Origin of the sequence: Pseudomonas sp. 10S4, from assembly GCF_034344865.1 — a bacterium.
In the GTDB taxonomy this organism is placed as follows: domain Bacteria; phylum Pseudomonadota; class Gammaproteobacteria; order Pseudomonadales; family Pseudomonadaceae; genus Aquipseudomonas.
Genome location: NZ_CP133774.1, coordinates 3,232,704 through 3,259,480 on the forward strand (window position 1 = coordinate 3,232,704; position 26,777 = coordinate 3,259,480).

The following is a 26,777-nucleotide window of genomic DNA, read 5'->3' on the forward strand; positions in this document are numbered from 1 at the left end:
TGCCCTGGCCTATGGCTACACCGTAAATAGGGATTTACGGTTTATGAGTCGCACAGATCTTTTGCCGGACGCGGGTCCGGTTCTTCCTCTACGCCAAGCGATTTATCGCGCTGGTCGTGACTACAAGGGCGGGATCACCGCCCTTGCCTTTGACATGGTATTGGATAACGACACCCTTCAAAAGAAACTCAAGCTTGATGAGGAGCGCCGCTGGCTGAACCCGGATGAGCTTGAGGAAGTAATCAGGCTGACCGGTGACTCGCGCTTGCTCGATGCATTGATGCGGCCAGCGGGTGCGGTTTGGTACCGACCGGTGCCGGTCCCAGCAACACGCGATGCACTGAAAGCCGTAGGTAAGTTGCTCAGCGAGACGGGAGAGTTCGTTGCAGCAATGCATGACGGCGCCGCCGATAACATCTGGGAGCTTCACGAAGTTAAAGTCCTCGAAAAGCAGGGTATGGATGTGATCCGCGAAATCCTCGGCATCATGGCCGGTGCGCGTCAGGCGATGGAGGATCGCAACAATGGCTGATGATATCGACCGCGCTAACGATCAGGCGCAATACCTGCTCGACGTTGCCCTTCATCGCAGTCGCCGCATACCTACGACCCGTGTAAGCGCTCAATTTTGCGAGGACTGCGATGACCCCATCCCGTTACTTCGACAGCAGAAAATTGAAGGTTGCGAAACCTGCGTCCCTTGTCAGGAGTTGCGGGAGGCCCGGCGATGAGTGAGGCGGCCAAAGGAATAGCTACCTCCGCATGGGCAAAGCGTTACATCAACACTTTCGATCTCGCCCTGGTATCCATTGAGCCAGGTGAAAAAGCTCCGAAAGGTCTGGGATGGAATAAGCCGGGCGGTTACATCACTGACGCCGCTACAGCTGAAGCATTCTGGCAACGAAATCCGAACCACAATCTCGGTGTCGTGCTCGGGCCAAGCCGTGTCTGTTCATTGGACGTCGATGACGTTCAGTGGACGCGTCATGTGCTGTATGAGCTTCTGGGTATCGATCTGGATGCCATGGCGGTGGTGTATCCGACCATCGTCGGTAACCCCGCGCGCTTCCGGGTGCTGTTCAAACTGCCAGATGGTGTTGAGCTGACCCGGCACTCTCTTTCCTGGCCAAATGAAAATGACCCTGACGGGTCGATTTTCAAAGGTCTGATGGACAACGCCAAGGCTGCTAAAGAGCGGGGCGATGTTACTGGCGAAGCTGCTGCACGTGCGGAAGCTGATCCATTCAAGCGCTTCACGGTTTTTGAATTGCGCGCAGGCCTAGTGCAGGACGTATTTCCTCCATCTATTCATCCGGGCACCGGCAAGCCTTACACCTGGAAAACACCACCGAACGCTATGGACGGTTTGCCGACGCTGACCAGCGACCTGTTGGCTATTTGGCAAAACTGGGACATCTTCAAGCGTGATGCTGAAGCGGCATGCCCGTGGGCAATCAAACCAAAAACTCCGCCCTCGAAAGCCACCAAGCGTTCAGCGATAGCGGGCGGTAAGGCACCGTCGGTGATTGATGAATTCAACAACTGCCACGACGTCGAAGAGCTCCTGCGCACCCACGGCTACGTCAAGCGGGGCAGCAAGTGGCTTTACCCGCAAAGCAGTACCGGCCTGCCCGGTGTGACGATCAGCGAAGGCAAAGTCTACTCGCACCACGGTGCCGATCCGCTCGCGAACGGCCATCAGAATGATGCCTTCGAGGTGTTCTGTTTACTCGAGCACGGCGGTGAGCAGTCGAAGGCAGTAAAGGATGCTGCGCGCATGTTGGGTATGCAGCACTCCTCGCGTCCAGATCCGCGTGATCTTCCTCCGACCCCATCCGGTGATTTGAGCGGGCCGAGCCCGGTTGATGCCGATGCCCCGGGTGACGCCGCTCCTGCTTCTGACGGGGGGCGGGGGAGGCGCTGACGCTTGACCATCTGCTTCGTCGTTTCGCTTTAGTCGAGGGGACCACGCACGTGTGGGACTGCGACCAGTCCCGGGTGATGAAAAAGGCGGCGTTCGAAGCGCGGGTCGGCAAACCGCTGGCCAAAACCTGGCTGGATGACATGGGCAAGCGGTTGATCTCTGACGATCACGTTCGCGACATTGAACAAGCTCGACGTATGGCGGGCAAAAAAGGCGGTGCCTTGGGCATGTCCCCGACTGATCGTTATGTGTACATCGATGGCACCAAAGACGTTTGGGATCGGGAGAAGAAGCGGCGCATTGCCGAAGGTGCAGTGAAGATGGCCCTGGGCGATACCTATCCGCTGTGGTTGAACAGCAGCGACCGGCGCACGGTCGACGTTGAACATATCGTGTTTGACCCGACGATGACCAAGGACCCTGCGATGTACATCAATACGTTTGATGGCCTGCCGTTGGAGCCGCTCAGGAATGACGAAGCATGCGCCAATCTGCGCTGGCTGATTTCGTTCTTGTGCAACCACGACGAAGCGGCGGCCAGTTGGTTGATTCGCTGGTTGGCATATCCGCTGCAGCACCTGGGCGCCAAGATGGACACCGCCGTGCTGATGCATTCGATCATGGAGGGCTCGGGTAAGAGCCTTCTGTTTGCTGATGCGCTCGGGATGCTTTACGGCCAGTACGCCGCGACGGTCGGCCAGACTCAGCTGGAAAGCAACTTCAACGCCTGGCAAAGCCGCAAGTTGTGGTCAGTGTTCGAGGAGGTTGTCAGCCGCGATCAGCGTTACAACCAAGTGGGCAAGATCAAGCACCTGATCACCGGCAAAACGGTACGAATGGAGTCGAAGTTCATCAATGGCTGGGAAGAAGCCAACCACATGAACGCGGTGTTCCTGAGCAACGAAATTCTCCCATGGCCCATCAGCGAAAGTGATCGGCGCATGCTGGTGATGTGGCCCATGGAAACCCTGCCAGTCGAACGCCAGAAGGCTATTGGGCGGGAGCTGGAGCAGGGCGGTGTTGCAGCTTTATATGGGTGGTTGTTGTCGATTGATCTGGGTGATTTCAACCAACGGACGCGACCGCCTTCAACAGATGCGCGTGAGCGCTTGGTCGCCTTGAGTCGAGCCGGCTGGCAAACGTTTCTGCACCTGTGGAAGTACAGTGAACTGGGACACGGTCTTTGGGGGCCATGTCTGTCGACTGACCTTTATTCACTGTTTCTTGAATGGTGCCAGCGCAATAAAGAACACGTCATGAGTCAGACGAAATTCTCACTGTTCATTAGTTCTGAGGTCGATAAAACGCGTGCTATCCCCTGGACCGATGGCAACAACCGTCGTTTTGGTGCGTTCTTCTTTCCTGTTGATCCGGATGCTTCCCCGCCCCCATCACTGAAGGCGGCCGAGCTCGGTAAGCAGGTGGAACACTGGCGGGCCAAAGCCAAGCTGGCGGGTTGGCATGTGGACAGCTGGGACCACATCAAGGCGATTGCTGCATGACTACCTTTGAAAATGTGTTGGGTGTGTTGAGTGTGTGTCGGGTCCATTCTGGAGACCCCACACAGTTTCAGGCATTGAAATATGCGGGGTTGCGGGTGTTGTGTGGGGTGTGTTGGGTTTCGTATCGCGCACGCGCATGCATGACGTTATTCGAACCGAAAGCGAGGGGAGGTTTTTTTTCTTATGCGAAGACAGATAAACCCAACAAACCCAACACACTCAACTCAAAGTCGATAAAGGTATTGAATTTAAAGGGATCTATTTGTGTTGGGTTTGTGTTGGGTTGTGGTTTTTCTGTGTCGGGTTCGGTTTTTCGAGGGGAAGGTCAATGATTGAGGCGATGGAGTTGTTGCTGAAGCATTGGGGCGAGCAGTGCCGCCAGAACGGCGAGGCCGGTGGCATGGGTAGCCCGATGGCAACGATCATGGAGTGGGGCGGATGTGCACCGCGCGGCACTCCCGGTTCTCGGATCATTATGGGCGCTGGTGCGGGGCCTGATGCAGTTGCTCAGGAAATCGGTGCGGCTCTTTCCGAGATCGCCAGACAAGATGGGCGGGGAGAAAGGCTGCAACAGTTGGCGGTCTTGCGCTATGGCGACGACCCGGCACCGACCTGGATTTCGCAGATGCATGAGCTGGGGTATGTGTCCAAGGCGAAGCAAACCTACTACGACCTTGTGCACAGTCTTCATGTGCGACTCTTTGAGGTGCTGGCCGAGCGCAAAGACGCACGTAAGTGGCTTACCGCTGGTCGGGGCGTTTTACCTCAAAGTCTCCTCAAAGTTGCGTCAAAGTTGCGTCGAGCCGGTTAACCGAAAATACCCTCTTTTCGGTTCCGTACTCAGGGGGTAAAAAGTCACCACGATATGAATTCTGCGCCTCGGCGCTTCCCCGAGCACGTGCTGTGCACCGTCCTGGCAAGCGCCTCGACACTGAAAACCCTGCCCTCCGGCGGGGTTTTCTTTTGTGTTTGGCACGCTCTTCCACTTGAGGCACAACATGACAAATGAGCAGCAAGCGCTGGCAGAGATGCCGATCTGGTTAGTGATCGTTCTGGCCTTGGTCGGCGGCGTATCCGGTGAGATGTGGCGAGCCGACAAGGATGGGGCTCGGGGCTGGGCGTTGTTACGGCGCCTGGCACTTCGGTCCGGTGCCTGCATTGTCTGCGGGGTGTCGGCGATGATGCTGATGATTGGGGCGGGCATGACGATCTGGACGGCCGGCAGCTTGGGTTGTCTGACCGCGATGGCCGGCGCCGATGTGGCCATCGGGCTTTACGAACGCTGGGCCGCCAAGCGGCTGGGCGTTTCCGAAGTGCCACCTGCTAGCAGCGAACAGGGGTGAAATCGCACCGGCCCTCCGAAAACCGCCGGGGACCCTGGGGTTATTCGGCGGGTACGGGGTCGGAAACCCGCGGGAAATTGTTAGCGGCAGGGTTGCCAGCTTACTGAAATTCAATCCATTGAAATCGAAAGGTTCCATTGAAAAGCCGTTGAAAAGGAGGGCTTATGACAGAACCAATGTACCTGTCAAAGAGCGCCTTCGCGGCTCGGATCGGCAGGGCGCCCAGCTACATCACCTGGTTGAAAAACAACAACCGCCTGGTGCTGACCGCTGACGGTAAACAGGTCGATGTCACGGCCAGTGAAGCGTTGATTCGCGACACCGCTGACCCTAGCAAGACCGCCGTCGCTGACCGCCACCACCAAGACCGGCTTCAGCGTGACGTTTACAGCCAGCTATCCAGTCAGGCCGAGCCGACTTCAATGGCTGCGCCGCCGCTCGCGATCACCCCTGCGGGGCAGCTCCCCGACTTCCAGAAGGCCCGCGCACTGCGCGAGCACAACCTGGCACAGCTCGCCGAGATCGAGTTGCACAAGGCCAAGGGCTCGCTGGTGGCCTTGGCGGCGGTTCAGACCGGTGCCTACAACGCCGGTCGCATGCTGCGCGATCAACTGCTGGGGATGCCTCCGCAACTGGCTCCGGAACTGGCATCGATGACCGACCCCTGGGAAATCGAAAAGCACCTCACGGCGGCGATCCGCCGCTCGCTGGAAGACGCCGAACGCATGTCTTCAGCGGACCTTGAACACGCACTGACCACGAGTTAAGCCCATGCCCACGGAAATTCCTGACGGTGCAGAGGTGTACCGCGAGGCGTATTTCCGTGGGCTACGGCCCGACCCGGACGTCTGGATCGATCAGTGGGCCGATGAGTACATGCGGATCCCGCGTGACACCGGTGCCGCTGAGCCAGGCCAGTACCGCACCTCGCGCACACCGTATGCCCGCGAGCCCATGCGTTGTCTGTCGCCGGCTCACCCCTGCAAGCGCGTGATCACCATGGTCGCGTCGCAGTTGATGAAAACCCAGATCGGTTTGAACTGGATCGGCGGCCTGATGCACATGGCACCGTCGAATATCCTGGCGCTGCTGCCAAGTCTCGGCCTTGCAAAACGGGTGTCCTCGCGGATCGGTAAAACGATCAAAGCGACGCCGGTGCTGCGCGAACGTGTGGCCGCCAACCGCTCGCGGGATTCGCGCAACACCATGGACACCAAGGAGTTCGAGGGTGGCACGTTGTATGTCACCACCGCCGGCTCAGCCGCCAACCTGTCGGAGCTGTCGGCGCGTTACGTTTACGGCGACGAAATCGACCGCTGGGAAGTGGACATCGGCGAAGAGGGCGACCCCATCGAACTGGCGGAAACCCGGGGCAGTACCTTTGGCCGCAACGCCAAGTTCTACTTCTCCAGCTCGCCGACGATCAAGGGAGCCTCGCGGATTTCCGACCTGTTTGATGGCAGCGACCAGCGTCACTACTACGTGCCATGCCCGACTTGCGGGCACATGCAAATCCTTGAGTGGGAACGGCTGCACTACTCGATGGACTTCTGCGTGGTGCACTACCAGTGCGCCGGGCCTGAATGTGATGTGCTGATCGAGGAATACCACAAGGGAGAAATGCTCGCCAACGGTGAATGGCGCGCCCATGCCGAGGGCGACGGCGAGACCGTTGGCTTCCACCTCAACGCGCTGTATTCGCCGCTCGGCTGGATGGACTGGAAGTCGCTGGCCAAGCAATTCGAGAAGGCCAAAAAGGCCCAGGCCAAAGGCGATCTTGAGCCCATGCAGGTGTTCTACAACACCCGTCTGGCGAAGGTGTGGGACGCGGCTCAAGAGCAGACCAAAGCGGACGTGCTGAGACAGCGGGCGCGGTTGGAGGGCTTTACCCTCGGCTCGCTGCCGGCGGCGGTGATGATGATCACCGGCGCCGTCGACGTTCAGGCCAACCGGCTGGAGTTCATGGCCATGGGCTGGGGGCCGGCATGGAGCGCTGGGTTGTTGATTTCCAGATAGTTTCGGGCGATCCCGCAGACGAACGCACCTGGGCGGCGCTGGATGAATTGCTCAAGGCTAAATATCGCCACCCGTGTGGTGTTGGCTTGGGCATTCTGGCCACCGCTGTCGACTCCGGCGGTCACCACACCGATGAGGTCTACCAGTTCTGCCGTGTTCGCCGCTGGCGCAACGTGTTTGCCATCAAGGGCGCGAGCAAACCCGGCAAACCGGTCATTGCTCAGCGGCCATCGATGGTCGATGTGACCTGGAAGGGTCAGACCGAACGCAACGGTGCCGAGCTTTGGTTCGTGGGTACCGACACGGCGAAAGACTGGATCTACAACCGCTACCCGTTCGAATCCGGGCCGGGCGCGTTGCACTTCGCCAATGACCTGCCGGACGACTTCTTTGACCAGTGCGTCGCGGAGCGCAAGGTCGCGCGCTACGTGCGCGGTCACAAGCGCATCGAATGGGTCAAGGGCAAGGCCGAGCGCAACGAAGCGCTCGACCTGATGGTGTATTGCCTGGCCATGGCGCATTACCTGGGCCTCAACCGCTACAAGGAACACGACTGGGAGCGCGTGCGACAGTCCCTGGCGCAGTCCGGATTGTTTGACGAAGCCCTGGGCATCAAGGCCGTTCAAGGTGAACGGGTCGATAGTCCTGGTGCGGCAACACCTGCTCGGCAACCGGCATCACCACCCGTTGTTCCGGTCGTGCAAACGCGACCCGCAGCAACGCCACCTCCACGCCGCAGCTCCACCAGCGGTTACCTGAAGAGACGCTGATATGTCATTTACTAAGAAGCACCTCGACGCGGTTGAGGCGGCCATCGCTCGCGGTGAAAAAACCGTGCGCTACACCGACCGCACCGTGGAGTACCGCACGGTCGATGAGCTCCTCAAGGCCCGCGAAGAGATTCGTTCGTCCTTGGCCAGCGCTGCCGGGCCACGTTCGCGTGCGGTTCGGCTGTACCACGGAGGCAAAGGACTCTAATGGCCCGACACTTTCCGACGTTGACCCGTAACGGATTCGTGTTGCCGTCGAACATCAAAGCCAGTTACGAAGGCGCCGGAGAGGGCCGCCGCTCCACTGGCTGGGATGCTCCCGACAACGGGATCAACAGCATCAACACCCCGGCCTTGCGCAACCTGCGGTCGCGCTCCCGGGCGGCGGTTCGCAATGATCCGTATGCCTTCAACGTGATCGACAAGCGCGTCAGCAACCTTATCGGCACGGGCATCACCCCTCGGCCGACGACCGACGATGATGCGTTACGCAAGTTGCTGCAGGAGCTGTGGGGGATTGGGTCGATGAGTCGGATGCGGATGATCGTACCGACTTCTACGGCCAGCAGGCCCTGGTGGCGCGCACGGTTGAAACCTCGGGCGAGTGCTTTGTGCGGCTGCGACCGCGCAGCCCGGATGAGGGCTTGGCGGTACCGCTGCAGCTCCAGATTCTGGCACCGGAGTTTGTCCCGCATGACAAGTACGAGAGCACCAAAACCGGCAACGTTATCCGCGCCGGGATCGAGTTCACCCCGGGCGGCAAGCGCGTGGCGTACTGGATGTACCTGTCGCATCCGCGCGATGCGGCGTCGCTGAACGCCGGCTACAACCAACTGGTGCGGGTGCCGGCCGCCCAGGTGCTGCACATCTTCGAGCCGGTCGAACCGGGTCAGTTGCGTGGGGTGCCGCGATTGTCGCCGGTGCTCAAGCGACTGCGCAGCCTCGATAACTACGACGATGCCGTGTTGTTCCGCCAGGAGGTGGCCAACCTGTTTGCCGGCTTTATCAAGCGGCCTACGCCGGAGTCTGGACCGGTGCCGAGAGATCCGGTGACCGGCGCACCGCTGAATCTTGATCGTGACGGCTTCACGCCGATGGTCGCGCTTGAGCCCGGCACCATGCAGGAGCTGGGGCCGGGTGAGGAGGTCGAGTTCTCCAAACCGCCGGATGCGGGCAACAACTATCCGGACTTCATGCGGCAACAACTGATGGCCGCAGCCGCCGGGTCCGGTACGCCTTACGAGATCCTCACCGGCGACATGCGCGGGATCAACGACCGCGCGCTACGTGTGGTGCTCAACGAGTTTCGGCGCCGCTTGGAACAACTGCAATTCAGCGTGTACGTCCACCAGCTCTGCCGCCCAGTGCGGGCCGCCTGGATGGACATGGCGGTGTTGTCCGGTGTCCTGGTGCTGGGCGATTACGCGCAAAAGCGCCGGGACTACCTGCGTACCCGTTGGGTGCCGCAAGGCTGGGCCTACATCCAGCCGGTGCAGGACGTACAGGCTCGACGGATGGAAGTGCAGGCCGGCTTTGCCTCGCGTAGCGAGATGGTCTTGCGCACCGGTTACGACGCCGAAACGGTCGACCTGGAAAACGCCGCCGATCTGGCGCGGGCCACAGCACTGGGCCTCAACTACAACACCCTTGATGCCGTCGAAACAACCGACGACAAGGAGCAACCATGAGCAAGAAAGCGCGACCGCGCATTTACAACCGCGCCGGCCAACGCGTGCAGGTTCAGGACAAAACCTGGTACGCCGTGCAGCCCAGCGGTGACGCAGCCGAGCGGGTGATCGAAGTCTTTGTCTACGGCGAGATCGGTGCCTGGGGTGTGACTGCCAATCAGTTCGTGCAAGACCTGCGTGCCATGGACGACGGCGTCTCGGAGGTGATCGCCGCGTTCAATAGCGTCGGCGGTGACTTGTTCGACGGCTTGGCCATGCACAACGCTTTGCGGCGCTTGGGCGCGCGCTGCACCGGGCGAATCGATGCCTTGGCTGCCAGTGCTGCCAGCGTGGCGGTGTGCGGCGCGCACAAGGTCGTCATCGCCGAAAGCGCGATATTGATGATCCATAACCCCTGGACCTATGCGGCGGGTGACGCCGAAGATTTCCGCAAGGTGGCCGACGTCCTCGATCAGACGATGGAGGCGATCATTGCGGCCTACAAGGCCAAGGCGCCGGACATCGATGAGGTCGAACTGCGGCGGCTGGTCGCCGCTGAAACCTGGCTCACCGCCAATGAAGCGGTGGCGCTGGGCCTGGCCGATGAAGTCGGCGACGGCATCAAGGTCAAGGCCTGCCTCGGTCAGGGTGGTGTGCTGCAGCGTTACCAGCACGCACCGGCTGATCTGCTGGCCCAGCTTGATGAACCACCCGAGCCGGATCCGGAGCTGGATCCGGTCGATCCACCATTGGTACCGCCGGTAGTCGACTCGGCCAAGTTGGCCCTGATGATCACCCAGCGCTGCACGGCGGCGGGCATCAGCAACCTGGTCGAGCCGCTGCTCAGCTCGACCCAGCTCGAAAGCGAAGAGATTGTTCTGGCCGGCCTGACCCGGGCCAAGGCGGTGAATGACCTCTGTGTGGCGGCACGATTGCCGGAATTCAGTGCCGAGTACGTCGCGGCGGGTCTGGATGCTGCAGCGGTTCGAGCGCGTCTGTTCGACAAGATTGTCACCAGCGGCAAGGGCTTTGAGATCGACAACAGCCTGCCGCTGGACAACGACCCGGCACCCAAAGTGCTGGCCAAACAACCTGACCCCACCTCGATCTGGGCTTCGCGACAAGCGGCTCAATCTGGAACTGCGCACGGCGCGAAAGGAGCAAGACAATGACCATCAAAAAAGAGCCGATCCACGCAGGTGAATTTCTCCTGTCCGAGGGCGCGGGAAACATTTCGCGGGAATCGATCAACGTTGCCGCAGGCCTGGCGCTAGAGCCAGGGCAGATCCTCGGTCTGGTCACGGTGACGGGCGAATTTGCGCCGTACCACCCAACCGCCGAAGACGGCACGCAGACCGCCGTGGCGATTCTTTTCGGACCACTGGGGGAGTCGGATGTCGTTCGCCGTGGTCGCGCCGTGGTGCGTTTGGCTGAAGTCAGCGAAGCGCATCTGACTGGGCTGGATCTCGATGCCGAAAAGGCTCTGGCCACCCATTTCCTGATCGTCCGCTAGGACCCTCAGTCACGTTTTACCCAGCCCGCCTTGAGTGGGTTTTTTCATTTCTGGAGAGTACCCATGGCCGAGATCGCCATTTTTGACGACGAAGCGTTTACCGTGACCGCGCTGACCGCTGCACTCAATGATCAACCTTACCTGCCGGGTCGCATCAGCGCCCTGGGCCTGTTCCGCGAGGAGGGCATCACCACCCTGACGGTACAGATCGAAAAGGACGGTGACACCCTGGCACTGGTGCCGGCCGGTGAGCGCGGTGGCTCTGGTCTGGTGGTCGCGGCCAGCAAGCGCAACTTGATCCCGTTCAACACCGTGCACTTGCCGGAACGCTTCACCATCAAGGCCGACGAGATCCAGGGCATTCGTGCCTTCGGTACTCGCACCGAGCTGCAGGCGGTGCAGGACGTGGTCAATGCCCGCCTGGCCAAAGCGCGTCGTCAGTTGGACGCGACCCATGAATTCCAGCGCATGGGCGCGCTCAACGGCCTGATCCTGGATGCCGATGGTAAGACTGTGCTGCTGGATCTTTATGATCGCTTCGGTGTGCAGCGTCAGAAGTTGCCCATGGGCTTGGCGGACCCGAGCACTGAGCTGCGGGTTAAGTGCGGCGAAGCGTTGGACATGCAAGAGGACGCGCTGGGCAGTGTGACCAGTACCAGTTCCCGCGCCTTCTGCGGCAAGAACTTCTGGAACAAACTGATCGTTCACAAGTCGGTCAAGGAGACTTACCTCAACAGCCAGCAGGCAGCGGCCTTGCGTGGTGACGCCCGGGAGAGCTTCGAGTTCGGCGGCATTATCTGGGAACGCTACCGTGGCAAAGTGGCCGGCGTGTCTTTCGTCCACGACGACAAAGCGTTGCTGGTTCCTGAGGGTGTGCCTGATCTGTACATCTCGGTGTTTGCTCCGGCGGACTACATGGAAACGGTCAACACTCAGGGAATCCCTTACTACAGCATGATTGAGCCGCTGCCGTTCAACAAAGGCATGGCCGGTGAAGCCCAGTCGAACCCGCTGCATCTGTGCACCCGACCTCGCGCACAGATTCTGCTGGAGCTCTGACCGTGGGCTTTCGCGACCTGGTCGCCGAGGTCGACGCGGTGGTGTTCGAAACGCTGGGCGATACCGCACGGATCGAGGGTCGCGAAGAACCGGTGTTCGGCATGTTTGCGGCGCCCTGGCTGCAGCCGAAGTTCGGCAAGCTCAACACCGGGCTCCGTGAGCCTCGGTTCGAAATCCGCGTCAGCGATTCGCAGGGCCTGGAGCCGGGCTTGTTGGTTCGTATCGAATTGCCCGCGTTGGATGGCGGTGGCGACTACGACTTGTTTCAGCTCGAGCCGAGCGGCGACGGCCTGGTCGCCTTGATCCTGAGGATGCGCCCATGAGTGTCGGTAGCCATTTCAAGCCGTCGGCCGGCGGCGGGATGATTTCTATCCAGTCCTCCGCGACGGACCTTCAGGCGTTTCAGGACTTTGCCAAGCTGGTGCCCAAAGCGGCTGCGACAGCGCACCGACGCGCGATCAACAAGACGTTGGGGTGGTTGCGCACGCACATCGCCCGGGCCGTCAGCCGACAGGAACGCATCGCTGTCGCGGCGGTGCGTCAACGGTTGCGTAGTTATCCGGTGTCCGGCGGGGCTACGAGCGGCAAGCTGTGGTTTGGCCTCAACGCCATCGAGTCGAGCCGGATCGGCCGAGCACGGCAGACCGGCAGGGGCGTGTCGGTGGAGGGGCGGCGTTATCAGGGGGCGTTCCTGAAGAAGGTCTACGGCAACAAACCTGACATCTGGATTCGTACCGCGAGCAAGCATTTCAATGCGGACGACTATCCCGACAGTACGGTGTCACCGGGTCGCGGGCCGAGCTCGGGGTGGGTGGCGGAAAATGGCAGTCGCTTTCCGCTGGCCAAGGCCAAAGTCTCGCTGGAGCAAGCCCGGCCGCACTTCGAAAGCTGGGTACAAAAGGCCGATGAGCGCCTGCTGGAGATCCTGAAACAGGAACTCAACTTTGAGCTGCAGAAGTACCTCAAGAGGATAGGCAATGTCTGATGAGCCATTTAGCCTGGACCAGCTTTATCAGGCCGTTGAACAGCACCTGACGAAGCATCTGCCAGGTGTGCGGGCCGTGACGGTCTGGCCGAATATTTCGGACCGCGTTGCGTTGCCGGCAGTGTTTTTAGAGTTGGCCGAGATTGAGCCGGGTCAGGACATCGGCACGGGCGAAACCACGTTAGTCTGCAAGTTCGAGGCGCGCATCATCGTCGATCCGATCAAGCCGCACCATCAACGGCAGGCCGTGCAATTGGCGACTCAGCTCGCGGTGTTGCTGCGCGCCCAGACCTGGGGGTTGCCGGTCGATCCCGCCGAGTTCGTTCAAGCACAGCAGGACTGGACCCAGCCGGCGCTGGATGGCTACACCGTCTGGCTGGTGGAATGGACCCAGCAGGTGTACCTCGGTCCAGAGGAATGGCCTTGGCCTGATCAACCGCCTGGCACGCTGCTGTTCGGGTTTAACAACGACGACAAAGAGGACTTTGTCCCGGCGGAGGACGCGTGAGCGGCTACGTAGTTGCCCAGCATGACCGCATGATCGCGGGGGTGGTCAAGGCGTGTTATGTGGTCGGGTTGGACTTGGCCGCCTCACCCCCAGCGTGTCGGGTGTCGGATGGGGAGTGGACCAGCGCGTGGGTGCGTTGGCACAGCATCGCCGCCGGCAAGGCCAGGCATTGGCGGGCGCCTTCCATGGGCGAGCAGGGGACTTTGGTCAGTGCCAGCGGTGACGTGTCGCAAGGCACATTTATCCCGGGTTTGTACGGTAATGCCGGCCCACCACCGGATAACCGTGATCATGTGGAAGTCTGGCGGTTTGATGATGGCGGCTCGCTGATCTACGACTGGCAAGCCAAGAGCTACAGCATCACGCTGCCGAGCGGTACGGTGACCATTAAAGTCGCCAGCACGGAGGTGGTCGTCACGGACGGTGCCGTGAACGTCACCACCGGCAACATCAACCTGAAAGCGGCGGTGACCATCGACGGCGCGTTACACGTCACGAAGGGCATCACCAGTGCCGGCGCGATCATCGACGCCGGTGGCAACAGCAACCACCACTCGCATTAATTTCAACCCACGATAGCCCGCCCTGTGCGGGTTTTTTTATGCCTGGAGAAACACATGGCCAAGATCGTCGACCCGCTCGTCACCGACGAACAGGTGTCCGCATCACCGATGCGACAACCGCTACTGCTAACGGCTTCGGAGCGTTTGAAGTTTCGCGACAAGGTCTATACATCGCGGCTGCTGATCGTTCCCGACACTGACCGCACCTTGCCGGTGAACAAGGGCGTGGTAGAGGTTCCGGTGTCCGATACCGATGCCGTCAAGTTCCTGAAAGCCAACGAAGAATTCGAGCTGCTGAAGGAGTGATGTAGATGATCGGAATGGACCGCCACACCGGCCAACCCATTTCCGGCATCGCGCACTTGCGCCAGTCCGTTCCAGACATCTTGGGCACACCGTTGGGCAGTCGCCGGCACAGGATGGAGTACGGCAGCAAGCTGCGGCGGTTTGTTGACCTGCCCGTTAACGAAGGTTGGAAAAGCGCCGTACAGGCTGAAGTCGCCCGCGCCTTGGGGCGCTGGGAGCCGCGTTTGAAACTGGATCAGGTGCGCGTCATTTCCGTTATTGGCGGGCGAATCAACCTGAAGATCGTCGGCGAGTACCTGGGCGACGGCGTCACGTTGGAGGTAGCCGTATGAGTATCGTGGATCTGTCGTCGTTGCCGGCACCGACAGTGTTGGAACCTCTGGACTTCGAAGAGGTTTATCAGGAAAAGCTGGGTGTTTTTCGCGGGTACATGGGCGGCAACTGGACCGCCGCACTTGAAAGTGATCCGGTGGTTAAGGTGCTGGAGGTCGGCGCTTACATCAAGGTCGGCAACCGCGCCCGGGTCAATGACGCCGGTAAGGCGGTGTTACTGGCGCATGCCATACGCGGTGACCTTGATCACTTGGGGGCCAACGTCAATCTAAAGCGGCTGGTCATTCAAGCCGAGGATCTGCTGGCGGTGCCGCCGGTGCCGGAGGTCAAGGAGGACGATGACCCGTTTCGTGAGCGTATCCAGTTGGCCTATGAAGGGCTGACCACGGCCGGCCCGCGTAACAGCTACATCCTGCATGCGCGTAATGCTTCGGGGTTGGTGGCAGATGCCACGGCCGAAAGCCCGGCGCCGTGTTACGTGACAGTGACGGTGCTGGGTTTGGACGGGGAAGGGGTGGCGCCACCGGAGTTGCTGGCCACTGTGGCCGCCGCCCTGAATGACGACGATGTACGGCCGGTGTGTGATCGGGTGACGGTGCAGAGCGCCCAGGTGATCCGCTACCAAATCAACGCGGTTCTGCACATGGCCAGCGCCGGCCCCGAAGCGGATGCCAGTTTGGCCGAGGCGAAAAGTCGATTGGCCGCCTGGATCAATCCGCGTAAACGGCTGGGCGTCGAGGTCGCGCGGTCCGGCGTCGACGCGCAGTTGCACGTTGCCGGCGTATCTCGGGTTGAACTGGTCGGCTGGGTGGATCTGGCCCCAACCAAGGCGCAGGCGGCGTTCTGTACGGACTACGCCGTGAAGCTGGCGGGCTGATATGAAAAGCTTACTGCCGATCAACAGCACGCAGCTGGAACGCGCCATGGAGGCCGCGTTTTTCGAGAAAACGATTGTCCCGCTGCGCGACCTCTACAACGCCGATACCTGCCCGGTGCATTTACTGCCGCATCTGGCGTGGGCCTGGTCAGTGGATCGCTGGGACTACCGCTGGACCGAGGCGACCAAGCGCGCCGCCATCAAGGCCTCCTATTACATCCATGCACACAAAGGAACCATCGGCGCACTGCGCCGTGTGGTCGAGCCGCTGGGCTATCTGATTGAGATTATCGAGTGGTTCAACACCGTGCCTATGGGCGTGCCGGGCACCTTTGCGCTGAAGGTCGGCGTTTTGGATACCGGTATCACCGAGGAAATGTATCAGGAGCTGGAACGCCTGATCGACGATGCCAAACCCGTCACCCGACACCTGACTGGGCTGGCGATCAGCCTCGAAACTCAAGGCGCTTTGAATATCAGTGTCGCCCTGTACGAAGGCGACGTAATCGACGTTTACCCGCCGGTCATGCGTGACATCGAGGTCACCGGGACCATCGGCGTGGTCGGGCGCGAACACTCAATAGACACTCTGGATATTTACCATGGTTGATGTGAACTCTCAGTTTTTCGCGCTCCTCACGAAAGTGGGGAGAGCCAAGCAGGCGAACGCCGACGCGCTCGGTCTTCCCTGGAAGATCACCGAAATGGGTGTGGGCGATGCTAATGACACCGATCCGATTCCGAGCGAGTCGCAAACACGGCTGATCAATGAATGGCGCCGCCGGCCGCTGAATCAACTCCGGGTTGATCCAGCCAACGCGGCGGTGATCATCGCCGAGCAGATTATCCCGGCCGACGAGGGTGGGCGTTGGATTCGCGAAATCGGTCTGTACGACGCGGACGGCGATCTGGTAGCGGTGGCCAACTGCGCGCCGAGCTTCAAGCCGATGCTGTCGCAAGGCTCCGGCCGCACCCAAGTCGTGCGGATGAACTTCATTGTGTCCAGCACCGGCAACATCACGCTCAAGATTGACCCGGCCGTGGTGCTGGCGACTCGCGAGTATGTTGATCAACGGATCATGGAAGAGCTTTATAAGCTCGACAACAAGCAGTCGGTTCGGGTGGCAACCACGGCCAACATCGCGCTGGCGGGCCTGCTGACTGTCGACGGTATTGCGTTGGCGGCCGGTGATCGGGTGCTGGTGAAAAACCAGACCGTGGTCAAGGACAACGGCCTGTACGTCGCGGCGGCGGGCGTGTGGAAACGCGCGGAAGATGCCGACACCAATGCCGAAGTAACGTCGGCGCTGCTGGTATCGGTTGAGCAAGGCGCTACGCTGGCCGACACGCGTTGGCAGTTGGTCACAGATGGGGTGATTGTCCTAGGCTCCACTGCCCTGATGTTTCAGAACGTGACCCAAGGCTTTGCCCCGATCAATTCGCCGGCCCTGATCAACCCCACAGCGAACACGCCGGCTCAGTTCGATAACACCGATAAACTGGCAACAACCAAGTTTGTACAACGAGCATTGAACGGATATTCATCTTTTCAAATTATCTCGGCGTCCCGTGATTTGGTTACGTCTGATATCGGCGCTCTTCTTTGGTTTAACTCGTCAGGTTCGTACAACCTAAACCTGCTAACACCTGCGGCATTAGGTGTGCCCGCGACGGGTGCTAGCTTCACCGTGTTTTGTACGTCTGTGGGCGGGATTGTTACCGCCTCGGGCGGTGCAACCATTCAGGACCAGTCAGGCGGTATTGCCACATCGTATGTGATGAAGTCGGGCCAGTCGGCCAAGTTCGTGGCTACAGGCATCGCGCAGTGGACTGTTCTGGAGTCCACAGCCGGCCTCGGAAAAAACGCAGATTTTGCCGCTGTTCTCGGGGCTGCTGCCGCCAGCCAACAACTACCGGGCCTGATGATCAAAGCGGGGAATATCTCTAACGCCTCGACTGCGGCAACTACCCCTCTAACGTTTCCGGTGTCATTTCCCAATGCCTGTGTCGCGCTTCTCTTCACATCTTGGGCTACTTCACCGGCGGTCTACAATCACAATAATCGGGATAAGTCCGGCGCCGTGGTTTATAGAAATGCGAACCCTGCTTTCTATTTTGATTACATTGCGATTGGGTATTAAAGATGAGCAAGTATTACTGTCGTATCGATGACACCCGCGGCGGTTTTTTGATCCTGCCGTCCACGGAGAAATTGGCAGCCCTGATTGCTCCATTCCGCAGGGGGCTCACGAAATCACGGATGAACAGCACGCCGAGTTAGTGGCCGCGCAAAGTAATGGGAAGTTCATTGTTCCCGATCCTGACGGATATCCGGTGGCGATAGATCCACCGCCACCGAGCGCTGATGAGGCGGCTGCTACAGAGCGGGTTTGGCGGGATCTGCGATTGGCTGAAACGGACAGCGTGGTGACCCGCCATCGCGACGAACTGGAAAGCAGCGGTTCGACCACGTTGACGGCCGAGCAATACATCGAGTTGCAAGACTACCGCCGCCACTTGCGCAACTGGCCGGAAGGCGCCGAATTCCCCCTGGTGGATCACCGTCCGGTGGCGCCACCCTGGTTGACCGGCTCGCTCCAATAAACGCCCCGCACTGACGGGGCGTTTTCTATTCCGTTACGCGTAACACGAACACCCCTCACAGCCTCGCTTATGCGGGGCTTTTTCGTTTCTGGAGATTGAGCTTTATGAGTTTCTTTCACGGCGTTACGACCACCGATATCAAGACCGGCGCGCGCACCATTTCCTTGCCGTCGTCTTCCATCATCGGGCTATGCGACACCTTCAACCCGGGCGCCCTCGGTGGTGGTACGGCCAAGGCCGGCGAGCTGAAGTTGATCACCTCCGAGCGCGAAGCTATCGCCGCCTTCGGCGCTGATTCGGCGATCACGAAGGCCTGCAAGGCGATCTATGTCAAAGCCAAGGCAGTGATCGTCGCCATCGGCGTGCCCAAGCTGGAAGACGCTGCGCTGCAAACCTCGGCGATCATTGGCGGGGTTCTGGCTTCGGGTCAGCGCACCGGCCTGCAGGCCTTGCTCGATGGCAAAAGTCTGTTTAACGCCCAGCCGCGGCTGTTGATTGCGCCGGGGCACACGGCTACGCAAGCGGTGGCCACCGCGCTCGATGGTCTGGCGCAGAAGCTGCGGGCCATCGGCATTCTCGACGGGCCTGGCACCACGGATGAGGCCGCCATGGCCTACGCCGAGAACTTCGGCAGTCGCAACCTGTTCATGGTTGACCCGGGTGTGCAGTACTGGGACACCGACCTCAGCAAGACCGTCGATGCCCCGGGTTCGGCCTGGGCGGCGGGCTTATTCGCCTGGACCGATGCGGAATATGGTTTTTGGGCGTCGCCGTCGAACAAGGAATTTACCGGCATCACCGGCACGACCCGCGCCGTCGAGTACCTGGACGGCGACGAAACGTGCCGGGCCAATCTGCTGAACAACGCCAATATCGCGACGATCATCCGCGATGACGGCTACCGCTTGTGGGGCAACCGCACGCTGTCGAGCGATCCGAAATGGGCGTTCGTCACCCGTGTTCGCACGTTGTTCATTCTCATGGATGCGGTGCAGGCCGGTCACAAGTGGGCCGTGGACCGCTCGATCACCAAGACCTACGTCAAGGATGTGACCGACGGTCTGGACGCGTTCATGCGCGACCTGAAAGCCCAGGGCGCCATCATCAATTTCGAGGTGTTCCCGGACACCGAACTGAACACGGCCAGTCAGATCGCCCAGGGCAAAGTCTATTGGCGCATTCGCTTCACCGACGTGCCACCGGCCGAAAACCCGAATTTCCTTTTCGAAGTCACCGATCAGTGGATGACCGAAGTTCTTGAAGCAGCCTAAGGGGCCTAGTCAATGATTCCTCAAACTTTGTTTAACACCAACTTGTTCGTTGACGGGATGAGCTTTGCCGGCGACGTGCCGAGCCTGACGCTGCCCAAGCTGACCAGCAAGACCGACGAGTATCGCGGTGGCGGCATGGCCGGTCCCATTGAGATGGACCAGGGCCTGGAAAAAATGGAAGCGTCCTTTGTCACCAAGGGCGTGCGCCGTGAGTCGCTGAAGTACTTCGGCCTGGCCGATGGTACGGCCTTCAACTCGTCTTTCCGTGGCGCCTTCAAGGGGCAAAAAGGGGCGATTACTGCCGTTGTTGCCACCCTGCGCGGCCGGCTCAAAGAGGTCGATCTGGGCGACTGGAAAGCCGGTGACCCGGCCGAGATCAAACACGCGATTGCAGTCACTTACTACAAGCTCGAAATCGATGGCCGCCTGATGTACGAAATCGATATGGTCGCCGGCATTCAGGTGATCGACGGCAAAGACCAACTCGCCGAAGTGCGCACCGCGCTCGGCCTCTAAGGGAATAGATCCAGATGATGAATCAAGCTGAAAAAGCGTTGCCGTCCTGGTTGTTGGTCACCGCTGAACACGCCGTCGTGACCCTTTCGCGTCCCAGCGAAACCAACGGGGTGAAGGTCGACAAAGTAACCCTGCGCTCGCCGACCTTGCGCGATGAGCGTGCGGCCGACCGGGCGGCCCAAGGTGATGCCGAACAACGCGAACTGATGTTGTTTGCCGGTCTGGCGGAAGTGGGGCTCAAGGATCTTGAGAGCCTGAAACTGTTGGATTACCACCGGTTGCAGGAAGGCTATTCGCGGCTGGTGCCGCAGTTCACCGATCCGACGTTGCTGCCGGCTTGGTTGTCGGTCACGGCGGACAACGTGCTGGTGACGCTCTCGTGCCCGACGGAGGTCAAGTCGGTGCAGGTTGATACGTTGAGCCTGCGCTCGCCGACCGTGCGCGAGGTCCGGGCGGCGGATCGTTCGGCCAACGGCAACGCCGAACAGCGCGAGCTGACGTTATTCGCTGAATTGACCGGCGCCGACCTTGCAGATCTGGAGGGCCTGAAACTGGTGGACTACTACCGCTTACAGGCCGGCTATTTTCGCCTGGTGCACGACGACGGGGTTTGATCCCGGGGTCATGAAAGTGGCGGCGAAACGTTTGGCTGCGGAGACCGGATTTTCCGCCGTCGAGATTCAGACAATGCCATTTGCCGAGATGGTGTGGTGGCTCACGGATTGAGCCGCTACCGGTAATGTTGTGTAACTGGGAGCCATGACATGGCGAACAAAATCGCCCTCGGGCTGGTGATCGGCGGCGCCGTCAGTTCGACGGTCGGCGCCGCGTTCAAAGATGTGACGAAACGCATCAAGAGCCTCGAAGCGGAAGGTAAAAAGACGGGTGCGCTGCAGCGCACCATTGGCGACACCATTCGCCTGCGCGATGAATGGAAAAAGGCTCACGACAGTGGCGCCGCAGGGGCGTCCAAATTGCTCAGCCGGTTGAACTCCAATCTCGACAGCTTGAAAAAGCAGGGTGTGGAGGTCGGCCGGTTGGGCAAGGCTTATCAGGCCATGGGCCAGGCCGCGAAAAAGGCCGAGTTTAAGGCGAAGGGTTACCAGCAGCTCGACGCCGGCAAGTCCGGCATGAAAGGTGCGGTCGGTGCGGCAGTGGTCGGTGTCGGCGCCATGGCGGTGCCGACGAAGGTCAGTGCGGATTTTGGGGCCATTGTTCGTGACATTGCGATCAAGGCCGGCATTGCCAACAAGCCGCAAGAACAGGAGATGTCGCGCAAAATTATCGACACCTCGCGCGATACCGGCATGGCGCGCAACGACGTTGCCGACGTGGTCAACCAGTTGGTTGGCGCCGGCATGGACTTGAGCAAGGCCCTAGCAGTACGCACCGGTCGCGGCCAAGTTTGTTGTGGGGCAGGGGTCGAGCGGTGTTGATACGGCGAAGATGATCAACGCCCTCGGGCAGAACGCCAAGATCACCGACGCCAAACAGATGCAGCAGGCGCTGGAGGCGATTGCCTATCAAGGGCAGGCGGGCAGCTTTGAAGCGGCCGACATGGCCAAATGGTTCCCTGAGCTGTTGGCCAACATGGGCAGCATTGGTATCACCGGCATGGACGCGGTGACACAGTTGGGCGCCATGCTGCAGGTGCAGATGAAGACGGCCGGCAGTTCGGATGAAGCGGCGAACAACCTGAAAAACTGGATGGGCAAAATCGGTTCGACCGATACCGTCCAGGCCTACAAAAAGGCCGGCATCGACTACAAGGGCTCGATGCAGACCGGTTTGCAGAACGGCATGTCCACGCTGGAAACCAGCATGGCGTTGGCTCAGAAGTACATTCAGGCCACTGATCCGAAACGCGCGGCGGCGATGGCCGAAGCGACGTCGAAAATCAGCAAGGAAGCGGACCCGGAAAAAGCCAAGGCCATGATGGCCTCGCTGGAAGAGTCGTTGCGTACCGGCGACCTGTTCGCTGACATGCAGGTCAAGGCTGCGCTGTCGGCGTTCATGCAGAACAAGGCGCTGTACAGCCAGCTTAAAAACGATTCGCGCGATGCAACGGGCATACTCGACAAAAACCTTAGCGAGCGGCGCGAGTCGTCGTCGCAGAAGTGGGCCGAGATGGCTCAGTCGATGGATGACGCCATGCGCAGCGTCGGGGACGCCCTGCGCCCAGTCACGGACACCGTGGCCGAGGCGCTGACCAAGGTCACCAAGAGCATCACCTCGATGTCGGACAGCGCGCCCGGGGTGGTGACGGGGATTGCGTTGGTCGGTGGTGGATTAGTCACGCTGACGGGCCTGCTCAGTTCGTTCAAGATGGGTAAAGGCTTGTTTAACCTGGCGCGCGGGTCGTTGGGCGGCAAGTCCGGCGCCGTGCAAAAGGTCTTTGTGACGAACTCCGAGGACGGCGACGGCGGTGGGAAAGCTGCAGAGCCCAAAGGCAAGACCGGCAAAGCGCTGTCGCTGGTGGAAACCGGACTCAAGGCGGTGGCGGCCTTCAAGGGTCAGTCTGCCGATGGCGACGGCGATAAAGCGGATGGCAAAGACGACAAGAAAGCCGGTAAATTCGACCTAGTCGCGACCGGCCTCAAGGTGGTTTCGCTGGCACAGGAAGCGACCGGCGCCGGTGATGAAGCGGGTTCGGATGGCGAAGGCGTCAAGAAGGTTTTCGTCGTCAATGCGGGCGCGCTGGGCGGCGCGTTAGGCTCGGCAGAAGGACCGAGCGAAACACGCCGCCGTGGTCGTGGTGGACGGCGCAGCCCTTCACGTCGTCGGCCGGGACCGCCTCGGTTAGGTGGAGCGGGTCGGCCACCTGTTCCACGGCCACCCATACCACGTCCGCCCATTCCCCCTGTACCGGTTCCAAGCGGTGCGATGGCCAAGGTGGGCGGGGTGATGAAAGCGGTCGGCAAGGTCGGCAAAGTCGGTAAGTTCATTCCTGGCGGCTCGCTAATGGAAGCGGGGTCCATGGCGTTCGATACCTTCGAGAATGCCAAGACCAAGGACGAAAAAGCCGAGGGTTATGGTGCGGCCGCCGGCAATCTGGCAGGCACCATGGCCGGTGCAGCAGCAGGGGCGGCCATTGGTTCGGTGGTGCCGATTATTGGCACCGCTATCGGCGGCTTGATTGGCGCCTATCTGGGCAGTCAGGGCGGCGCCGCGTTGGGCGGCTCGCTGGGTAAGTCACTGTTTGGTGGCGATGATGACAAGCCCGCAGAAAAGCCGGCGGCACCGATCACGCCGTTGTTGATGGCCCCGCGCCCGGGGCCGGCGGTCCCCAGTTTGGCCGTCTTGACCCAGCCGCTTAACGCAGCGAACGGTCCGGGCAATCCGGCGAACGGTTCCGGCGCTTTGCTGATGGCTCAGACGCCGGCCCCGCAAGGGCCGGTGCTGGGTGATGTCGCGCGCTCGCTGGCGGTGTCGGCACCGGTCAAGCCGGCAGCCGTGGCGATCCAACCCAAAGAGCCGGAGAAGCCGGTGCCGGCCAAAGTGGATCAGCAATTTCAGTACTCGCTGAACATGCCGGTCACGGTGCAAGGGGATGTCAAAGACCCGCAACGCTTGGCCCAGGATCTGATGCCGCACATGCAGCGGATGATGGCGGACGCCGCGAAACAGAACGCTACCAAGCTGTACGACGAACCTCACGTGTAAGGGGGCCTTATGGCTTATATGGAACAATTGCAATCGGGCCTCAAGTACCTGGTCGAGGCGGGGAGGCCGGCCGGCGCAGTGCGGACGGCATGCTGGGACCGGTTAACGGCGCGATCAGTGAGTTAACCGGCGCCGCGTCCGAGCTGGAAAACATCCCGTTTGTGGGGCCGGCTATCGGCGCCAAGCTACAGCGGGTAATGCGTGGCGTGGATGCGGCCCAGGCCAAGGTCGGCCAGGTGGTGGCGGTGTACGGTCGTGCGACGCGGGCCGCCACCGAAGTACAGGAACGGTTGGGCACGCTGAAGGAGCAGGCGGGCAAGGCGGCGACGGCGATCAATAACATCGCCGGCAAGGTCAGTCCGTCGTTGGCCAACATCGTGCCCACCAGCGCCTTTGCCGTGGATGCCACGCCGGCACCGGAAGCGGTGAGGCCGTTCCCGCACTTGCTGATCATTCAACCCCGCGATCCCAAGGTTCAGCCTTACTACTTCAACCTGGACACGGCGGCCTTCGACGAGCTGAGCCGCTCGACCGAATTCCGCTGGGCCTCCCAGGAACGACTGTCGCGCCGCCCGGCGCAACAGGCCGTGGGAATGGGTGAGGAAAAGCTCACGCTAAAAGGCACGATTTACCCGGGCTTCAAGGGTGGCCTCAAGCAGCTCGACACGTTGCGCACCATCGGCGCCAGGCTTCAGCCGCTGACCCTGACCACGGGCTATGGCGAGGTGATGGGGACCTGGTGCTTGAAGAACATCAACGAGGAACAGGGTGCGCTGTTGCACGGCGGCATTCCCCGTAAACAAGGGTTCACTCTGGAGTTTGCGCGCTATGGCGACGACCTGCAGAACGTCTGACGGCGACATGCTCGATGTCATTTGCCACAACGTTTATGGCCATCTGAACGGCAGCACCGAGGCGGTGCTCGATGCGAATCAGGGGCTGGCGGATGAACCCCAGCCCTATCGTACGGGCGTGGTGATCGTACTGCCGGATCTGCCCACTCCGACTGCGGAGGGGATCAGCTTGTGGGATTGACCTCGGCCGGTGCCGGCACCGCGTTGCGTTATGCGTAACGACACTTTGTTTTTTGACCCGCCTTGTGCGGGTTTCTTTTGGACAAAATCCATGACCCCCATGTTTCGAATCGTGGCCGATGGCGCCGATATCACGACGCTGATCAATGATCGGCTGCTGTTGCTGCGCACCTCTGACAAGCCGGGCATGGAGTCCGACGAATTTGAGTTGCGCATTGATGACCGTGACGGCCAAGTGCAATTGCCTCGGCGTGGCAGTTCTATCGAGATCTACCTGGGCTATGCCGAAACGTCCTTGGCGCGCCTGGGGCGTTACGCGGTGGACACGGTCGAGGTGTCGGGTCCGCCGGACACGATTGTGATCAAGGGCAAGGCCAGCGATATGCGCGGCAGTGGCAAGACCATCCGTAGCGGAAGCTGGGAAGACGTGCCGCTGTCGAAGATCGTGGCCGACGTCGCCGCGCGCAATGGCTGGCAGCCGGTGTGTCCGGTGGCGACAAAGGTCGCCCGGGTGGACCAGCTCAATGAGTCCGATTTTAATTTCATCACGCGCCTGGCCAAGCAGTACGACTGCACGGCCAAGGTCGCGGACGGCAAGCTGTTGGTGATGCCGCGTCAAGGTGGCCAGACCGCCAGCGGCAAGACGTTCGGCGCGATCACCCTGACGCGTAGCGACCTCAGCCGCTGGCAGTTCAGCCTGGGCGATCGCAACTCACACAAGGCGGTGGCGACCAAGCATCAGAACAAAAAGGACGGCAAGCTCGCGGTCGTGACCATCAACAACGACGACGCGCCAGATGGTCTGCCGGCCGTGCATACCGACCGGCACATCTATCCAAACAAGTCTGCCGCCGAGGCGGCTGCCAAGGCCCGCTTGACGGCGTTCAATCGCTCAACGGCGGATGTTCGTCTTGAGATGCCCGGCCGGACGGACATCTTTGCTGAGCGGCCGATCAACGCCCAGGGTTTTAAGGTCGGCCTCGATGGCGAGTACCTGGCGGATTCGGTCGAGCAGGTGTTCACCCAGTCCGGCTGGTCGACCACGGTCGAGTGCAATGCCGGCAAGAAAGGCAAATCGAAAGATAAGAAAAAGAAAGAAACGAAGCCTCTCAAGGTCGTGAGCGTCGAGAAGCTGTAGCCCATCCCATCGCCGCCTGAGTGCGGTTTTTTATATATGGAGTTTTATATGTCCGTCACGGAACAACAGCTGCAACGCATCATGCCGAACGCCCGCCGCCAAGCGGGCGTTTTCGTATCTGCCCTGAACGCGGCGATGGCCCATCGGCAGATCAACACACCGAAACGCCAGTCCGCGTTCCTGGCGCAGCTCGGCCACGAGTCGGGTCAGCTGCAGTACGTCCGCGAACTGGGCGGCGATCAGTACCTGAGCAAATACGACACCGGCAACCTGGCTGCGAAACTGGGCAATACCCTGGAAGCGGATGGTGATGGCCAGCGCTATCGCGGTCGCGGTTTGATCCAGGTGACCGGCCGAAACAACTACCTGCGCTGCAGCCTGGCCTTGTTCGGCGACGAGCGATTGCTGCGTACCCCTGAGCTGCTCGAGCTGCCGCAATGGGCCGCCGAGTCGGCCGCGTGGTTCTGGTGGGTGCGTGAGCTGAACGCGCTGGCAGATCGGGATGAGTTCGAGGCGATCACCCGCAAGATCAACGGCGGCCTCAACGGCTTAGCGGATCGGCTGGAATTGTGGAACCGGGCGAGGGCAGTGTTATGCGTCTCGTCGACCTGATCCCGGCACCGTATCGGTTGCTGGCCAACGGCGTGCTGCTGGCCGCGTTGGCCGGTGGATCAGCCGCGCTGGCGTGGCAGGTTCAGGACTGGCGCTACGGCCAGCAATTGGCGGAGCAGGCCAAGCTGCACACCGACACTCTCAATCAACTGACTTTCGCCGCTGCCGCGCAACAACAAGCCGAGCAGGACAAGCGCCTGGCGCTGGAACAACGGCTTTCAGTCAGTGAACAATCCCATTACCGAGTCTTGAGCGATGCCCAACGTGATCAAGGTCGCCTGCGTGACCGTCTTGCCACTGCTGATCTGCGCCTGTCAGTCCTACTCGACACCACCGAGTCGGCCAGCGGCGGCACAGTGTCAGCCACCCCCTCAACCGGCGGCGTGGTTCATGGCCCCACAAGAGCCCAACTTGAGCCAGCGCATGCTCAACGAATTATCGGCATCACCGATGCCGGCGACCAAGGACTGATCGCCTTGGCGGCCTGTCAGGCCTACGCCAAAGAAATCTCAACACCGAAGTAAAAAAGAGCGGCCGGGCTGGATGCGTCAACATCCAACCTGACCGCCGTCC

The 26,777-nt window shown here is 60.7% G+C and carries 26 protein-coding genes and 6 pseudogenes; all 32 read left to right on the top strand.

Annotated features, from left to right (window positions below; translation table 11 throughout):
* Positions 1-43 precede the first annotated feature (43 nt).
* The 32 genes and pseudogenes from RHM58_RS14825 to RHM58_RS14980 all read left to right on the top strand — a co-directional run bounded on the left by RHM58_RS14825 (position 44) and on the right by RHM58_RS14980 (position 26,728).
* The gene (locus tag RHM58_RS14825; protein ID WP_322270639.1) at positions 44-532 is read left to right on the top strand and encodes a phage regulatory CII family protein; all 489 of its coding nucleotides are present in this window, start codon (positions 44-46) and stop codon (positions 530-532) included.
* On the top strand, positions 525-731 hold the full coding sequence (locus RHM58_RS14830; RefSeq protein WP_322270640.1) for a TraR/DksA C4-type zinc finger protein: 207 nt from the start codon (positions 525-527) through the stop codon (positions 729-731). The genes RHM58_RS14825 and RHM58_RS14830 overlap by 8 nt, the downstream gene beginning before the upstream one ends.
* Positions 728-3,426: pseudogene (locus tag RHM58_RS14835) on the top strand (bifunctional DNA primase/polymerase). The gene RHM58_RS14830 and the pseudogene RHM58_RS14835 overlap by 4 nt, the downstream one beginning before the upstream one ends.
* Positions 3,427-3,754: 328 nt before the next feature.
* Positions 3,755-4,237 (top strand): hypothetical protein, encoded by a 483-nt coding sequence (locus RHM58_RS14840; protein ID WP_322270641.1) that lies wholly within the window; start codon positions 3,755-3,757, stop codon positions 4,235-4,237.
* 187 nt (positions 4,238-4,424) lie between these two features.
* On the top strand, positions 4,425-4,769 hold the full coding sequence (locus RHM58_RS14845) for a phage holin family protein (RefSeq protein WP_322270642.1): 345 nt from the start codon (positions 4,425-4,427) through the stop codon (positions 4,767-4,769).
* A gap of 164 nt (positions 4,770-4,933) precedes the next feature.
* Positions 4,934-5,536, top strand: a complete 603-nt coding sequence (locus tag RHM58_RS14850) for a terminase small subunit (protein WP_322270643.1) — start codon at positions 4,934-4,936, stop codon at positions 5,534-5,536.
* A gap of 4 nt (positions 5,537-5,540) precedes the next feature.
* Positions 5,541-7,555: pseudogene (locus RHM58_RS14855) on the top strand (phage terminase large subunit family protein).
* Between the two features lies 1 nt (position 7,556).
* The gene (locus tag RHM58_RS14860) at positions 7,557-7,763 is read left to right on the top strand and encodes a phage head-tail joining protein (protein ID WP_322270644.1); all 207 of its coding nucleotides are present in this window, start codon (positions 7,557-7,559) and stop codon (positions 7,761-7,763) included.
* A pseudogene (locus RHM58_RS14865) lies at positions 7,763-9,243 on the top strand (phage portal protein). Before RHM58_RS14860 ends, RHM58_RS14865 begins: the two are co-directional and overlap by 1 nt.
* Positions 9,240-10,394, top strand: a complete 1,155-nt coding sequence (locus RHM58_RS14870) for a head maturation protease, ClpP-related (protein WP_322270645.1) — start codon at positions 9,240-9,242, stop codon at positions 10,392-10,394. Before RHM58_RS14865 ends, RHM58_RS14870 begins: the two are co-directional and overlap by 4 nt.
* On the top strand, positions 10,391-10,735 hold the full coding sequence (locus RHM58_RS14875; protein WP_322270646.1) for a head decoration protein: 345 nt from the start codon (positions 10,391-10,393) through the stop codon (positions 10,733-10,735). Before RHM58_RS14870 ends, RHM58_RS14875 begins: the two co-directional genes overlap by 4 nt.
* Positions 10,736-10,798: 63 nt before the next feature.
* Positions 10,799-11,794: a major capsid protein gene (locus RHM58_RS14880; protein WP_322270647.1), complete on the top strand. Its 996-nt coding sequence runs from the start codon at positions 10,799-10,801 to the stop codon at positions 11,792-11,794.
* 2 nt (positions 11,795-11,796) lie between these two features.
* Positions 11,797-12,117 carry a hypothetical protein gene (locus RHM58_RS14885; protein ID WP_322270648.1) on the top strand — a complete coding sequence of 107 codons (321 nt, stop codon included), beginning with the start codon at positions 11,797-11,799 and terminating at the stop codon, positions 12,115-12,117.
* Entirely contained in the window at positions 12,114-12,779 is a 666-nt protein-coding gene (locus RHM58_RS14890) for a hypothetical protein (protein ID WP_322270649.1), read from the top strand. Before RHM58_RS14885 ends, RHM58_RS14890 begins: the two co-directional genes overlap by 4 nt.
* Positions 12,772-13,287: a hypothetical protein gene (locus RHM58_RS14895; RefSeq protein WP_322270650.1), complete on the top strand. Its 516-nt coding sequence runs from the start codon at positions 12,772-12,774 to the stop codon at positions 13,285-13,287. The genes RHM58_RS14890 and RHM58_RS14895 overlap by 8 nt, the downstream gene beginning before the upstream one ends.
* Before the next feature lie 29 nt (positions 13,288-13,316).
* A complete protein-coding gene (locus tag RHM58_RS14900; RefSeq protein WP_322270848.1) occupies positions 13,317-13,850 on the top strand; it encodes a phage baseplate assembly protein V in 534 nt (177 codons plus the stop codon).
* Between the two features lie 54 nt (positions 13,851-13,904).
* Positions 13,905-14,156 carry a hypothetical protein gene (locus RHM58_RS14905; RefSeq protein WP_322270651.1) on the top strand — a complete coding sequence of 84 codons (252 nt, stop codon included), beginning with the start codon at positions 13,905-13,907 and terminating at the stop codon, positions 14,154-14,156.
* A gap of 5 nt (positions 14,157-14,161) precedes the next feature.
* Positions 14,162-14,488 carry a GPW/gp25 family protein gene (locus RHM58_RS14910; RefSeq protein ID WP_322270652.1) on the top strand — a complete coding sequence of 109 codons (327 nt, stop codon included), beginning with the start codon at positions 14,162-14,164 and terminating at the stop codon, positions 14,486-14,488.
* Positions 14,485-15,366 carry a baseplate assembly protein gene (locus tag RHM58_RS14915; protein WP_322270653.1) on the top strand — a complete coding sequence of 294 codons (882 nt, stop codon included), beginning with the start codon at positions 14,485-14,487 and terminating at the stop codon, positions 15,364-15,366. The genes RHM58_RS14910 and RHM58_RS14915 overlap by 4 nt, the downstream gene beginning before the upstream one ends.
* 1 nt (position 15,367) lies before the next feature.
* Positions 15,368-15,976, top strand: a complete 609-nt coding sequence (locus RHM58_RS14920) for a phage tail protein I (RefSeq protein WP_322270654.1) — start codon at positions 15,368-15,370, stop codon at positions 15,974-15,976.
* On the top strand, positions 15,969-17,507 hold the full coding sequence (locus RHM58_RS14925; protein ID WP_322270655.1) for a phage tail protein: 1,539 nt from the start codon (positions 15,969-15,971) through the stop codon (positions 17,505-17,507). Before RHM58_RS14920 ends, RHM58_RS14925 begins: the two co-directional genes overlap by 8 nt.
* Positions 17,508-17,772: 265 nt before the next feature.
* Positions 17,773-17,970 (top strand): hypothetical protein, encoded by a 198-nt coding sequence (locus RHM58_RS14930; protein WP_322270656.1) that lies wholly within the window; start codon positions 17,773-17,775, stop codon positions 17,968-17,970.
* Positions 17,971-18,074: 104 nt separating this feature from the next.
* A complete protein-coding gene (locus RHM58_RS14935; protein WP_322270657.1) occupies positions 18,075-19,241 on the top strand; it encodes a phage tail sheath family protein in 1,167 nt (388 codons plus the stop codon).
* Between the two features lie 12 nt (positions 19,242-19,253).
* On the top strand, positions 19,254-19,757 hold the full coding sequence (locus RHM58_RS14940) for a phage major tail tube protein (RefSeq protein ID WP_322270658.1): 504 nt from the start codon (positions 19,254-19,256) through the stop codon (positions 19,755-19,757).
* A 17-nt stretch (positions 19,758-19,774) separates the two neighbouring features.
* Positions 19,775-20,047 (top strand): annotated as a pseudogene (locus RHM58_RS14945) (phage tail assembly protein); the annotation flags it as partial.
* Between the two features lie 36 nt (positions 20,048-20,083).
* Positions 20,084-20,371: a phage tail assembly protein gene (locus RHM58_RS14950; RefSeq protein ID WP_322270849.1), complete on the top strand. Its 288-nt coding sequence runs from the start codon at positions 20,084-20,086 to the stop codon at positions 20,369-20,371.
* A 150-nt stretch (positions 20,372-20,521) separates the two neighbouring features.
* Positions 20,522-23,420 (top strand): annotated as a pseudogene (locus RHM58_RS14955) (phage tail tape measure protein).
* A 9-nt stretch (positions 23,421-23,429) separates the two neighbouring features.
* Positions 23,430-24,274, top strand: a pseudogene (locus RHM58_RS14960) (phage tail protein).
* Positions 24,249-24,455: a tail protein X gene (locus RHM58_RS14965; protein WP_201255284.1), complete on the top strand. Its 207-nt coding sequence runs from the start codon at positions 24,249-24,251 to the stop codon at positions 24,453-24,455. Before RHM58_RS14960 ends, RHM58_RS14965 begins: the two are co-directional and overlap by 26 nt.
* Before the next feature lie 90 nt (positions 24,456-24,545).
* Positions 24,546-25,592: a phage late control D family protein gene (locus RHM58_RS14970; protein ID WP_322270659.1), complete on the top strand. Its 1,047-nt coding sequence runs from the start codon at positions 24,546-24,548 to the stop codon at positions 25,590-25,592.
* 48 nt (positions 25,593-25,640) lie between these two features.
* On the top strand, positions 25,641-26,204 hold the full coding sequence (locus tag RHM58_RS14975) for a glycoside hydrolase family 19 protein (RefSeq protein WP_322270660.1): 564 nt from the start codon (positions 25,641-25,643) through the stop codon (positions 26,202-26,204).
* Positions 26,186-26,728, top strand: a complete 543-nt coding sequence (locus tag RHM58_RS14980) for a lysis protein (RefSeq protein ID WP_322270661.1) — start codon at positions 26,186-26,188, stop codon at positions 26,726-26,728. Before RHM58_RS14975 ends, RHM58_RS14980 begins: the two co-directional genes overlap by 19 nt.
* Positions 26,729-26,777: the final 49 nt, after the last annotated feature.